General features: G+C 58.2%; 11 protein-coding genes and 1 pseudogene. 4 read left to right on the top strand and 8 right to left on the bottom strand.

The window, feature by feature from the left end:
- Positions 1-109 precede the first annotated feature (109 nt).
- The 3 genes from QE432_RS10675 to QE432_RS10665 all read left to right on the top strand — a co-directional run bounded on the left by QE432_RS10675 (position 110) and on the right by QE432_RS10665 (position 3,032).
- The gene (locus tag QE432_RS10675) at positions 110-724 is read left to right on the top strand and encodes a hypothetical protein (protein WP_306624209.1); all 615 of its coding nucleotides are present in this window, start codon (positions 110-112) and stop codon (positions 722-724) included.
- A 53-nt stretch (positions 725-777) separates the two neighbouring features.
- Positions 778-2,679 carry an AAA family ATPase gene (locus QE432_RS10670; RefSeq protein ID WP_306624207.1) on the top strand — a complete coding sequence of 634 codons (1,902 nt, stop codon included), beginning with the start codon at positions 778-780 and terminating at the stop codon, positions 2,677-2,679.
- A 128-nt stretch (positions 2,680-2,807) separates the two neighbouring features.
- Positions 2,808-3,032 (top strand): hypothetical protein, encoded by a 225-nt coding sequence (locus tag QE432_RS10665; RefSeq protein ID WP_306624205.1) that lies wholly within the window; start codon positions 2,808-2,810, stop codon positions 3,030-3,032.
- Positions 3,033-3,106: 74 nt separating this feature from the next.
- On the opposite strand, the gene QE432_RS10660 is transcribed toward QE432_RS10665, so the two are convergent.
- The 3 genes and pseudogenes from QE432_RS10660 to QE432_RS10650 form a co-directional block, all read right to left on the bottom strand.
- Entirely contained in the window at positions 3,107-4,126 is a 1,020-nt protein-coding gene (locus QE432_RS10660; RefSeq protein ID WP_306624203.1) for a hypothetical protein, read from the bottom strand.
- Between the two features lie 11 nt (positions 4,127-4,137).
- Entirely contained in the window at positions 4,138-5,493 is a 1,356-nt protein-coding gene (locus QE432_RS10655) for a hypothetical protein (RefSeq protein ID WP_306624201.1), read from the bottom strand.
- Positions 5,494-5,660: 167 nt separating this feature from the next.
- Positions 5,661-5,868 (bottom strand): annotated as a pseudogene (locus QE432_RS10650) (Ku protein); the annotation flags it as partial.
- A 62-nt stretch (positions 5,869-5,930) separates the two neighbouring features.
- Between QE432_RS10650 and QE432_RS10645 the strand changes: the two are divergent.
- Positions 5,931-6,134, top strand: coding sequence for a hypothetical protein (locus QE432_RS10645; protein WP_306624199.1), 204 nt, complete (start codon positions 5,931-5,933; stop codon positions 6,132-6,134).
- Between the two features lie 202 nt (positions 6,135-6,336).
- On the opposite strand, the gene QE432_RS10640 is transcribed toward QE432_RS10645, so the two are convergent.
- The 5 genes from QE432_RS10640 to QE432_RS10620 are packed head-to-tail and all read right to left on the bottom strand — an operon-like array spanning position 6,337 to position 11,835.
- Positions 6,337-7,176, bottom strand: a complete 840-nt coding sequence (locus tag QE432_RS10640; RefSeq protein ID WP_306624197.1) for a hypothetical protein — start codon at positions 7,174-7,176, stop codon at positions 6,337-6,339.
- Between the two features lie 51 nt (positions 7,177-7,227).
- Entirely contained in the window at positions 7,228-7,851 is a 624-nt protein-coding gene (locus tag QE432_RS10635; RefSeq protein WP_306624195.1) for a hypothetical protein, read from the bottom strand.
- A complete protein-coding gene (locus tag QE432_RS10630; RefSeq protein ID WP_306624193.1) occupies positions 7,785-9,437 on the bottom strand; it encodes a TniQ family protein in 1,653 nt (550 codons plus the stop codon). The genes QE432_RS10635 and QE432_RS10630 overlap by 67 nt, the downstream gene beginning before the upstream one ends.
- Positions 9,434-10,387, bottom strand: a complete 954-nt coding sequence (locus tag QE432_RS10625) for a TniB family NTP-binding protein (protein ID WP_306624191.1) — start codon at positions 10,385-10,387, stop codon at positions 9,434-9,436. The genes QE432_RS10630 and QE432_RS10625 overlap by 4 nt, the downstream gene beginning before the upstream one ends.
- Positions 10,369-11,835 carry a hypothetical protein gene (locus QE432_RS10620; RefSeq protein ID WP_306624189.1) on the bottom strand — a complete coding sequence of 489 codons (1,467 nt, stop codon included), beginning with the start codon at positions 11,833-11,835 and terminating at the stop codon, positions 10,369-10,371. The genes QE432_RS10625 and QE432_RS10620 overlap by 19 nt, the downstream gene beginning before the upstream one ends.
- Positions 11,836-12,274 lie beyond the last annotated feature (439 nt).

Genomic DNA, 12,274 nt, shown 5'->3' with positions numbered 1-12,274 from the left:
TTTGTTCCCGCCCATGAACACCTTCGCGCGCACCTCGCTTCGAATACGCTGACGCACTCCGGATCTGTCCGGTGCCGCCCAGTTCTGCGTTTTCGAACCCGAGGATGCCATGAAGAGTATCCATGAGGGCCGCAGGAGCGATGTTGCTCCACGCCCGGTCACATTGCCGCCCATTTCCCAGACCGAAGCCACGATTAAATGCATCGGCCTCGCTCTATTTCGTTCCGAGCACGCGAGAGATTTCGCTTGCCTACTCGATCTCGACCCTGAGGTCGTCCAATGGAATTCGGCCCCGCCCTTGCTTCGCGATGGCGACGACGAGTATCAGCTCGACTTTGTTGTCATCACCGACAGCGGATCCTTTCTGATCGATGTCGGGCACGACGAGCCGCGACCGCCGCGATGGGTGACACCGCTCGCTGAATCCATGGGACATCAGTATCGGCCCGTCGCCATGGCCGAACTCGAAGGCAGCTTCCGTCTGAGGAACGCGAAGGACCTCTTGCGATATGGCTTCTATCGACCACCGCTCGGCGACAGGATTCGCCTTCTGGCGGCATTGGACGACATGGGATCGCTCACGGTCGCCGAATGCATGTCCGCGGTCAGGGAAGGGCGGCCAATGCCCACGCTGGCTTCGCTCATTCTCCAAGGATTCCTGGAGATCGATCTCGACGATGCCCTGATTAGTCCGGAAACGCAGGTTCGCCGGATACGAGGATGACGTGACGCGCAATCGCGCCGTGGCAGTCACCTTCTTCAATCCGGGGTCACACAATGAAAAACATCTCTCGCGACCAGGACGGCTTCTCGTTGCCTGAATTCCTGGCGTATGCATCCATCAGCGGGGCCATGCGTCCATTCACGCGCGCAAACCGCTATTCCATCGGCCTCGTCGTTCCCGACTGGGATCGCAGGGTCACGTATATCCGGGCTGCGCTAGTAGTGCTCGACCGGGAACTAGACTTCCGCTTCCGGGATCAGGTCAGGGCATTCGATGTCGAGAAGTCCGAGCCTTCGCTCGAGGCCGTGATGGACATGATGCAGAACAAGAAGACTATCATCCTCTTCAAGTCGGAGGATGCCGTTCCGCCTGACCTCAGATATGCCCTCGACGCGGTTGTGCAGGTTCCACCTCCCAGCAGCCGCCTTGTTCGTGGCGTGGTCCAATGGGCGTACGGCATCAGCGTCAGCCAGCAGCAAGCGGCCACCCTCGCGAACAGCAACTGGAAGCGCCTGAAGCTCGCGATGACCCGTGGCCGGCCGATCACCCGAATCTTCTCGATCCTCGAGAAGATGGCGAAGACAGAGCCTGCGAAGCCACGGCCGAAGGACTCCAGGGCGGTGTCAGAAATCCGTCTTGAAGACCTCGCAGGATACGGAGAGGCGAAGGATTGGGGCCTCGAACTGGTGCGTGACTTGGCCGACTGGCGCGCCGGGACGATTTCATGGGAGGACGTCGACAAGGGAGTGCTTCTCTCCGGCCCGCCGGGAACGGGCAAGACCATGTTCGCCCGCGCGCTTGCCGCCTCATGCCAGGTCACGCTGCTCGCCACCTCGTATGCCAAGTGGCAGGCGAAAGGGTATCTGAATGACTTCCTGAAGGCCATGCAGAAGTCGTTCAAGGAGGCGAAGGATGCCGCTCCAACCATCCTGTTAATCGATGAGCTGGATGCTTTCGGTTCACGCGACGGAGCAGCCGGGAGCAATGCGTCCTACGACATCAAGGCAATCAATGGCCTCTTGGAAGAGCTCGACGGCATCGAAGGGAGAGAGGGCGTAATCGTTGTCGGCGCTTGCAATCATCCCAACATGGTCGATGCCGCAATCCTCAGAGCGGGACGGCTTGATCGGCACGTGATGATTTTCCTCCCGGACGAGCACACCCGCGAGGCCATCTTCAAAATGCACCTGAATGACTGCCTTTCCAGCGACGACCATCGAGAATTCGCCGAGGCGACCAAAGGGCTTTCCGGAGCCGAGATCGAGAAGATTGTCCGCAGCGCCCGTAGGTCGGCACGTCGTCGACGTGGACCGATCACAAAGGGGGACGTAGTCCTTCATCTTCCTTTGATGGCGGACATCCCGCCGAACATCATGAGGGCGAATGCCGTCCATGAGATCGGCCATGCCGTCGTCGGCGCAGTGCTCGGAATGGATCTCGTGAGAGTTGCTATCGTCGGCCGGATCAGGGTCGATGACAGCGTGCAATCACTAGGTCAGGCGCGTTTCAGACGCGGCACCTGGGTTCGGAGAACGAAGGAGCACTATCTCGACCTGATCGCCATGACGATGGCTGGCATGGCTGCGGAGGAGGTCTTCCTTGGCAGTCACGATGATGGTGTCGCAGGCGCCGAGGGATCCGATCTCTTTGAGGCCACGAAGACCGCGATTGCCTTGGAACGATCGTACGGCATGGGCGAAAAGCTTGCCTCCTACGGCGACCTGCGCCGTCGACACATCGAGGGCCTCGCTCAAGTTGACCCGGCGCTGCTGGCGCGAGCCGACAGCATTCTGCAGGAGCAGTTCGACCGGGCGAAAAACATCCTCTTGCGGCACCGGGAAGCGTGCACGGTGCTTGCCGACGAGCTCGCCTCTCGACTGGAGCTGTCAGGAGAGGTGGTGCGGGATGCGCTGGATTCTCAAGATCAGGGGAAGTTGTCGCGATGGTCAGGATAGCCGGCGCCAGCGATCCAAGATCGGGATCGAGGCTCCGAAAAACGGTCGGTTGGCCGACCACATCGAAATCTGGAAAAACCTCGACCCCGCTCCCATCTCCTTTGGATCACGAACTCAGGGAGGTTGCGATGCCCGGACCTGCCGCGCACGCCGTAGAAGAAGTGCTGCTTGAAATACTGGCTCCAAAGCCCGCCTGTTGTAGCACCATCGTCTGCGATTGCTGTCGACGGGCAAGAAGCGCGGACAATTTCGACGAGGATTGCTTCGGCATCTGCTGCGACTGCCTCGACTCCGACGTGCTGCTCGTTCAACTGGATGCGAGCATCAAGGTCAGGACGTCCGCACATTCCTGAGCGGATTTTGGTGGGTTGCAACCTAATGCCGAGAATATCGACCGGGTGCGAGTTATGGATTCGCCGGAATATGCCTAGGGGTGTGGTATCTCCGTGTCGCTTGGCAGGTTATTGGTCGGCACCTGCATGGACTTAAGGAAAAGCTCAAGTCTAGTGTCTAACGCACGGATTTGACTGCTTGCAGAATCCAACTTTTTCTGGAGCGTTGCTGCGCGAGTGTTAGCATTCTGTTGGACTTCCCTCAAGCGTGACAAAGCTTCTTCTTTGGTCATGTTCCCACCACCCGCTGGCGAGGGATCTTCAGCAAGATCGTAGACGGCCGACATTGAATTTCCGATGAACCCAAGTGCGTTTATTGTCGTCTCAAGGTCGGCCGCTTTCCTGGCACGCATTAGTTGCGTTTTCAGATCTGTGTCTATCGCGTTCTTATTCGCAAGCGCCATTTCTCTCGAGTCGAGCAGCGTTGAGGTCGTGCTGTCCACTTTGTCTCTTCCGACTTTGTCGCTCATAATTTTGCTCAGTCGAGTGAGTTCGGCAGAACGCGCAGTATTCCAATCAAACTTCTGGCGTTTGCGCTGTACCATTTCATTAATGACCTCGTTCCGCAGCAGTTCGAGTGGTTTTTCGCGCATCGTTAGTTCACCGCTACTGTCTTTACTGAACCAGTAGGCGTTACTCTCCTTCATATCCAACTTGAACCCGTCGGCAATTTGGTAGGGAATGTTGTTTCGACCGCTGTTTGCGCTTCCCGCGATTTCAGCATCGACGTCGGTAGCACCAATTCCCACGTAATCGAGTTTGTTGGATATTAGTCGGCGGTAAGTGCCGGAGTCTGTTTGCACTTTTTCAAACCTAGCCACCACCAAGACGCCGCCTGTCCCCGCGAACTCGAGATCCTGGATAATTTTCGGCTGAAGGGCGTCAATCTGGCGCGTAACTTCTCGGTCGACACCCCAGTTGTGAAGTGACGACATTAGCTTGGCAATATCCTTGTGTCTGGCGATCTTCTCGGTACCCGCCTTATTTTGAGCGATGCAAGGCTCAACGGACAGACAGAAGGCGATGGCGTAGAGGATCGTGTTACCGAAGCGCATCTGGGAACTCCCTAGTGCGGAATCTGTGGCAATTCGCGATATATGTCGCTCGTAAACTTCCGATCCTCTGCGGCCGTCAATAATGCAAGCTTCGCGAGCCGTTGCGTGAGGATCTGATCGTTGATTGCGTCCAGTTTTGCCTGAGCGTCCTTCTCGGTCTTCAGAGCATTGGTCGTTAGAGTTCTTGCATAGGTGCTCGAACGAATGAAGATCCCCATGATCGTTCCGCCTATTCCCTTGCGGAACCTCGAGGAATCAGGTGCCTCGTTCAATAGTGCCAACTTAAACATAGTGTCCGGCTCAATACGACCAGGCGGGTTCTCGAAGCGCTTGCATTTGGATCTATCCACCTCGTTGGCGCGATTTACAGAGGTCGTCACGACACCGTCGCCTAGCCGAAGTTCCAAAGGATATTGACCGGCATCATACTTGGTATCGACATATATCTGCGCGCCGTGAACGTCGACGAGTTGACCTTTGTAGGTCGGGACAATCATATATTCGTTGCCCTTGAGCATCCGCCAATCCCTATTGGGCCATTCGGTCCAGTATTCGACATCCATCTTGTGGATCACGCAGATGGTCGTGCTCCTTTCTGCGAGCATCCGGTTCGCTACCTCGCTCGAAGGGTCGTTTCCCTTAGCCGCCGCGGCGATGTTGTCCCGTAAGGCTTTTTCTTGCTCAGCCGCTCGATCGAGGACTGCTGCTGCGGAATACTCTGCCTTCGGATCGGATATACGATCAATCCAAGCAAGGTGATGTTCCAGCCTGATCGAGAAGAGTGTATCGTCAATAAAGCCCGCTGCAAAAGCCGCATGATCGGCGAGAACGCATGGCTCAAGCAATGCTGCAGAGATGACACCGTTGCCTTGAGGGTACTCCCTGAGACGCCGCCGACATTGATCAAACTCCTCGTAGGCTCCGCGCAATTCGACCATCATTTTGTCGTCGGGCGCCAGATTTTTGTCTAGCTTGATACCGTTGTTGTCTGCCGCGCGTTGCACGTCAGTGATTCGCTGGAGGGCGGCCTTGGTGTTGTTGAAGAGTTCAACGGCGTACTGCTGGCCGATGGCGTTCAGAACATCTTCCTTCAGTTCCTGAATCTGAACGGACATGCTTGCCAGCGCCAACTGGATGCTTGCCAGTTGCTCGATAGCGATATCAAGCTTTCCATTAATAGCGGCTAGTAGAGCACCTGAGCCGTCTGGCCCACGCTGCAGTTCAAGGAGCTTCTGGAAAATCCCGATTGCCGTGACGAGGATGGTGAAAGTCGCCACCTCGGCGCGAGCCGGCGAGATGGACGTTCCAACTGCAGCCAGCGGAGCCGCCGCAATCGCCGTAAGGATCGCACGCCGAGTCAACGCCATCAGGCACCTCCAGCCAATCGATCTGAAATATGCCTATGATCGAAATAACGCGCAAGTTGTTTCGAATCCCCGGAGATCGAAGCCGCCGACTACCGGGAACAGTCATGGCATCTCCGTCGTCACAACGGCGATCATCCCGTGCTTACGCCGTACCAGCAAGATGCATGTCAAACTGCATTCTTGCTCTTCAACTCAGCAGTAACAGATTTCCTCGAGGCATCCATGTTGTTGACGACGTTGTTCTTCGGAGTAGTCTTCGCCTCAGCGGCCTTCTTCGGCTTGAGTGCTTTCTTCTTTTTATCGATCAGCTTCAGAAGGCTGGTCTGGATCGGATCGCTTATCCGGGTACCAGTATGCGGGCTTCTGCTTGATGAGAAGACGGTGGCCAAGGACCGACAAAGGCGACCATCGCACCTCGAAACACTGAGGCCAGGCTGATGACCGACATCTCCGGCCAGCTCCGCCTTCGACTCGAGCAGCTCGTCGATGAGTTCGTCACTTCAGGGGCGAAGGCTCCGGATGTCATAGCCGCGCTCGAGAAAGAGCTGGCTGAAATGAAGGCGGCCCATGACCGGGATCCGGGTCCGGCAGACGATCCGAGCGCGGTCGAGGAACCCGCCAACGATTGGCCCGGTGCCTGATTCTAGCTGCGGCTTGTTGCGAATACATTTCCCAGGTAGAACACTTTCATCGGCATTGCTGATGAGCGCTGAAATTCGCTGCTCGCAACGCCGCATCGCTAGAACGCTTTGATCACGGATGTACTGGCACTGGTAAGAAGGCGATGATGAGGAAGGTCGGTGCGGTTTCGCCCCGGCCTTTTTTGTTTTCGAGGTGACAGGGTCAGAGTGGACTGAACTCGATGAACTCGCACTGCAGATGGTCAGATCTGGTCTTCTTCCAGTCGTAGACGTATTCGCCCTGATCGACTGCCGAGCAGGTCAGTCCCGGCAACACAGTGCCCGACGGATTGGTGGCGGCTTTCCTCGCAATGTACCGCCAGAACAGACCGGAGGTGTCGGACTGGTCCTTCTCGAACCGAGAAAGCTGGACGACGCCGCATGGACCTTCGGGCTGCGATGACACCACCCACGCGCCGCCATTGCCGAAGTCGGAGACCCAGACGAATTCCTGCGCGAATGGATTCGAACTGACCTGGCAAGTTCGAAGATTCTTGTCGTGGTCGGCCTTTGTGATCTTTAGGAAATTCTCCTCGGTCGGATGATCGCACATGCCTGCGAGAGCGCGGAACGTGTCGAGCACGCTGGGGTTCGCCTTGGCCTCCTCCTGCAGACGGATCATGCCTTCCTTGAACTTCGCAGCATCCGTGGCGATTCCGGGATTGCGGGCGAGGGCGGCATCAATGGAAATCTGACCCGTGGCCATGCCAAGCCACGCCCCCACCATGTTGCATTCCCTGGGATCGGAGAATTCCTTCACAGCCCCCGGGTAGTTCTTGCGGGCTTCAGCGAGTTTCTTTTCCAGGTCGGCTGGCTTCGCTTTCTTGCGGACGGCTGTCTGAATGAATTCGCACCGGAGGCGTTGCTGGCTCCCCTGAAGCCTGCAGTTATACGTCAGCGAGGAATCTTCCTGCTGGTTATAGAGCATGCCAGTCGTGGGGTAGTCCGCGGCGAGCGCGGTGGTTGCGGCTAGGCTGAGCAGGCAGGCGAGCAGTGATCTCATGACAAGTCCTCCGGGCGCATGTTTGCAGTCGCTCGGAGGAGATTGCAATGGTCATCCCCGAGGCAATTTCCGCGGGTTCCGGAAATGGAGATAGAGGCAGCGCAGAGCCTCACCGGCTACAGGAATGTCCTCGTCGCTTCGGATCATGAACTCGGCCGTCACGTCTCCGCGCGCGTTGAGCTTCGACCACCGGAATGCCTTCCATTCCAGCCTGATCTGCGCCTGGTTGGCTACGAACACCTTCCACTCTCTTCGGGCCGTGCGGTTCTGGAAAGTCTTCCGGATCTTCAGCACTCCGCCTTCGGAGTGCAGCTCCACGAACGTTGACCTCGTCGCCGTATAGGCCTTCACTACCTGGCCTCCCATTGCTGGTGGGATGACGAAGGACGCACAGATCCTCGCCATCTCGCTTCGGAACTCTATCCACAGCGCGGGATCTGCATCTCCCTCGAAATTGCCGATAGCATTCTCCAGATCTTTCCGCTCCACCAGATAGATTTCGTGGCGGCCGCGGATCCCGGAATGGCAGCGCCGGATGCCTAGCTGCTGAAGCCTGCGAGAAAGGTAGGGCTCGGTGCATTCGAGACGATCCAGAAATGCCTTAGCATTCACATACCTTGAGCTGAAGGCATCGAACGACTTCCTGTCGAGATAGGTCTGACCGTCCTCGCCCACACCCGGCTTTTGATCACACCCCCGCGGACAAATAGGTTGACGACGTCTGTACCCATTCGCATGATGGCCCCCGCTTCGATTACACGGACTTCCCCGTCACGCACCCGCTGACGAAACGCCTTCTTGTGGGCGACTGCCTCGAAGCGCCAGCGACCGATCCCCGTCCGGCGACGGTCAAGGTTGGCGACAGTCATCTCGCCAGCCAGAACGGAGCCGACGATTTCCGCGACACTCTTTCCCACGGCCTTCGCCAGATAGAGAATGCCGTGCTGTTGTCCTCGTCCGCCCGTCGTTGGCACAGCCAGGATGCGCTGGAGGACGGCATCGACCTCGGATCCGAGGTGCGAAAGTCCGTGCCCCTCGTGGCCGAACATGCGGGTATGAAGGAAGCCTTTCAGCAGTCCTTTGGCCATAAGGTCGCGAACACAGTCTTGAGCGCAGCCTAGACGACGCGCTGCCTCCTTAACGTTGATCAAGTCCTTCGCAGTGGCGTGGAGCGTCGCCACCTGTTCCTCGGTGAGAAATGTCCTCATCGCAGGATCCGAACTCCTGATCGCGATGCCTGCCTGCTGGGCGATGTTCCGCAAGCCGCGTACGTCCATGCCGATCGCTACGGCTGCTTCCTTTATCGTGAACTCCTTGTGCGGCAGTTCGCTGACGCCGGCACTCTGTCGCCCCATGCGTCCCGTTCTCGCAAACGCTCGCCTCATCGCAGAATTAACTTCGGGCCATAACGCTGCGTCCATGAAGTTTCGGTCGCCACGGCGCTGGAACCATCCGTAGCCGTGCTGGATGCCCCGGTTACGATCCTCCACAGGGACGTTCGTCTCAAGCCAGGTCACGAAGGCATTCTCGAGATCGTCCGGTGACCCTGAGAGGGCACAGTATCCAATCCGGCAGTCGTCGCGTCCAACCTTGGGTGCAGACCTGACCCATGGATTCGTTAGTATGCGACCGACGGCTCCGCACATGTCGATCACTTCGTGCAAGGGAGCGGGATCGAGGAGAGGGCGTTCGGAGCACTCGACGCATCCGAACCGGCTGAGGATATACCACTCGAAATTGTCCGGTTCCAAAAGACGTGAAGCCGACCGCCCTAGAGGTTCGCCGTCGGGATCCATCTCGAACGATGGAAACCACCACTTGATCAGATCCCCGGCGGCTGATCTATCCTCAATGGACTCGCAATGAAACGGGCAGACATGGAAGTCGACGATGTCCCACCAGACGCGGTGGTGCGGGGCCTCGGCAAGGCAAGCGCGACAGAAGCGCCGATTGTAGAAAGACATCTGTCTCTTGCGGAGGGTTTGGCCTGCCAGTCGATGGTAGCCATCGCGCCAGACGGGAGTCCATCGGATCAAGGATTGCTTGTACTCTTCTGCGAGCGGAAGCTTCAGCAACTCATCGAGCATTTCCTGCATGACGATGTTGCGGCCGTTGATGTCCAGCTCGTTCGCGTAGACACGAGCGCTGACATGTTGACCCTCCGCAACGAGCCGCGCGAAGTAGCCGTGCGCCGGATCCCCGACTCCCGGCTTCGATCGCCAGCTCGTGAAGGGGAGGCGGGAGCGAAGCATCTCCATCATGCTGCGTCCCTACCGAAGTATTCCCTGGTATCGCCCGGCCTTTGTCGGAGTGCTGCTTCCTCATAGAAATGATGACGAAGGATCCGTGGAGAACCGTCGTTCAGCGCGCGGAACGCAGCCGGGCGGACCAAGTTCTTCATGACCTTCCCCATCGCGCCACCGGTGAAATCGTGGAGTTCCGTAGCGAAATATCTTTTCCCGAGACCCGAAAGTTCGGCGAACGGCAGCCGCAGATCAATCTCATGCAGCATCAGACGGAACTGATCGAACTCCGTGTCGCGGTCGAACGGCTTCAGTACTTCCTTCGGAAATCCCCCGCGTTCTGCAAGAGGGCCAAGCGCAAGCACGCTTGTAATCACGCTCTCCTCGCCGACAAAAAGGATGTTGCAGCTCTCCGTGTCGGCGAGCTGCTTCAGGAACCCATAGAACTCTCGCAAGTGGTTCTTCGGCGCCTGGAACAAGAACTGAGAGTCATCGAATACGACCAACTGGGCCCGCACCCCAACGATCCTGTCGACCGACCGAGCCATAAGGGACGGAAGCTTGATCTTGGGGGCGGATCCGGGTCCTGTCACTCCGTAGACAATCTCGGCAAACCGCTGAGCTACAATGTCCGGTGGGACAGGGATGTACACGACCGGGATCACGGTACCGTCTTCCGCATCGTACGCGGGCCATCGGTTGCAGTAGAACTTGATGACGTCCGTTTTCCCCGCGCGGGTTTTCCCGATCAGGCCTCCTACGGAACCACGGCCGTGGCTACCGCCGACTACTGGGTAGTGGTAGTTGCTAATGAACTCGACGATCTTGTCGAACTGCGGATAGGTCACCAGCAGACGCTCGATAAGGCTCTGCCGTTCGATGTTGGGCAACTGGCTCACAGCCTCGCGCTGCCCCGGTGTCTCGAATGTGGCGGTATGGAAATCGGTGATCATGGTTTCTTCTTCCAATCGGGATTCCGAGCGAGCAGGCTTGCGATGTCGTCGTCATCGTCCATCGCTGGAGTCGTGTTCTTGGAGGCCAGCTTTGGTGTCGTGGCAGATTTGGGCTCGCGCTGTTGTTCAGCCGCAGGCTCAGACAAATGGGTTTGCGGGACCTCCGTTGCGGGAGCTGGGACCGTACGGAGCTTGGTTGTCACTTCGACGCCATTGCTCAGATCGAGGGTTCCGTCGTCTTCCATTCTCGCCATCTCGAGAACCTTGCGGCGGCGGGCGGCCACGAAGTGTCCTTGGACGAACTTGGCAAGCTTCTTTCGAGGAGCATATCTCTTGCGGTTCTGGTCGATCAGCTCCATGAGCTTCGAGTGGAGCTCCCGACGCGCCCGTAGCAGATGGGGTTTGACCCGGCCCTCCTTCTCCTCCTTGCGACGGAAATCCTGGATCATCCTGTGGATTTCCATGGTCATTCCAGAGCAGTATTCCGCATCGGGTCCGACAGCTCGCACCTCGATGATTTCATCACGATATGGGTCGTGGACCCACGCTTGGCCGATGTCATTGATGTTGATCGTCATGCGAAACTTCGTCGACGCATGCCCAGGCTTGGCCCGCTTCGTCTTCGGATGAACAGAAAGCGCCAGCAGGCCGGGAGCATTCCAATGGATGCCGTCCGAGCGTACGCCGTCGCTTTGGACAGTGACCCATCGCGTCTCGCCAGCCAGTCTGGAGAAGATAGAACGGTCGAGTAGGGGGCGGCGCGGCATTGAGGCCTCGTGTTTTTTCCAAAGTTCGGCGGGAACGCCCGCCTCGGTGAGAAGGTCACCCCCGAGGCCCTGTCGCGGGGTCTGGTGATGGACGTTCGCGATCCAGTGCTGGATGACCGCCTCCACTTCGGACAGCGCAAGGACTGGCACAGCCATGTCGCGATCCTCGCCGAACAGCTTCCGGATCTCGGGTGACTCCATCGTGGTGCCGGGCAGGTTCTGGAACACGTCTCGTGCTAGGGTACCCAGCGCGCGTTCCAACGCTCCCTTGTCGCCCGGGGCAGCCGGACGGTGCTCGACGATGTCGAATCCGATCGCGCGGGCGGCTTCGTCGATGGAGTGGCCGATCAGGTGCAGGGCGTTGTCCACAGCCAGCTTGTTGAACAAGCCGAACCAAGGCCACGATACCCCCTCGGCAAGCCGTTCCATCCCAAAAATCGCGGCTTCAAGTCCTCGCAGGAAGGTGGCGTAGGATGGATCCCCGAACCCGGCCGCATACGCAATGATGGCTCCCGTCAATCGCTCCCGGAAGATCACGAGATCCAAGCGCCCGAAGGCCAACGGATTCTTGTCGAGGTAGGCGACGATGTCGGGATTCAGATGGTCGACATCGACGATGTCCAGCAGGCTCTGCGGACGGTGGACGCGGATGTACTGGCGGTTTCTCGCCTCGGCGATATCGGCGCCGTGCCGCAAAAGGGATCTTGTGTACGTTGTCGACGGCGGCGAGATGGAAGTCGAACGTGCTCTTGTGGAGCTTGATTGCGCCTTCCTTTGTCAGACCGACGTGCCGTACAGGCGCGAACCGATCTTCCTCGTCTAGCAGACGGATGAATTCGTCCATCATGGTCTTGTAGTCGCCCTTTGGCTGCGACCACGCGAAATGAGCGGCGAACTCAAGTGCCTCGTAGATCAGAGAAGGAAAACGCGGTGCCTCGTTACCGCGCCTCGGCGCGCGCGCGAAATTCATGAGACGGTCGAAGCGAGTCCCGGCTTCGTCATTTCGAACCATCTTCCGCAGCCACTCATAGCTCATCGGAGCTTCGCCGCGTTCGGCTGCGATTGCCGCTAGGTACTCCTTGGTTCTCCGCTTGAGGCCGTAGGTCTCGTACCCGATGGACTCAAGCCATGCGTA

The sequence above is a fragment of the Agrobacterium sp. SORGH_AS_0745 genome, from assembly GCF_030818995.1.
Classification (GTDB): Bacteria; Pseudomonadota; Alphaproteobacteria; order Rhizobiales; family Rhizobiaceae; genus Agrobacterium; species Agrobacterium tumefaciens.
The sequence above is the reverse complement of the archived record's forward strand: the minus strand, read 5'-3'. Positions and strand labels throughout refer to the sequence as shown.

Bases quoted from the DNA above. Each gene is read 5' to 3' on its own strand.
- QE432_RS10645 (WP_306624199.1), top strand. From the start codon at position 5,931: ATGACCGACATCTCCGGCCAGCTCCGCCTTCGACTCGAGCAGCTCGTC.
- QE432_RS10630 (WP_306624193.1), bottom strand. From the start codon at position 9,437: ATGATGGAGATGCTTCGCTCCCGCCTCCCCTTCACGAGCTGGCGATCG.
- QE432_RS10675 (WP_306624209.1), top strand. From the start codon at position 110: ATGAAGAGTATCCATGAGGGCCGCAGGAGCGATGTTGCTCCACGCCCG.
- QE432_RS10670 (WP_306624207.1), top strand. From the start codon at position 778: ATGAAAAACATCTCTCGCGACCAGGACGGCTTCTCGTTGCCTGAATTC.
- QE432_RS10660 (WP_306624203.1), bottom strand. From the start codon at position 4,126: ATGCGCTTCGGTAACACGATCCTCTACGCCATCGCCTTCTGTCTGTCC.
- QE432_RS10655 (WP_306624201.1), bottom strand. From the start codon at position 5,493: ATGGCGTTGACTCGGCGTGCGATCCTTACGGCGATTGCGGCGGCTCCG.
- QE432_RS10665 (WP_306624205.1), top strand. From the start codon at position 2,808: ATGCCCGGACCTGCCGCGCACGCCGTAGAAGAAGTGCTGCTTGAAATA.
- QE432_RS10640 (WP_306624197.1), bottom strand. From the start codon at position 7,176: ATGAGATCACTGCTCGCCTGCCTGCTCAGCCTAGCCGCAACCACCGCG.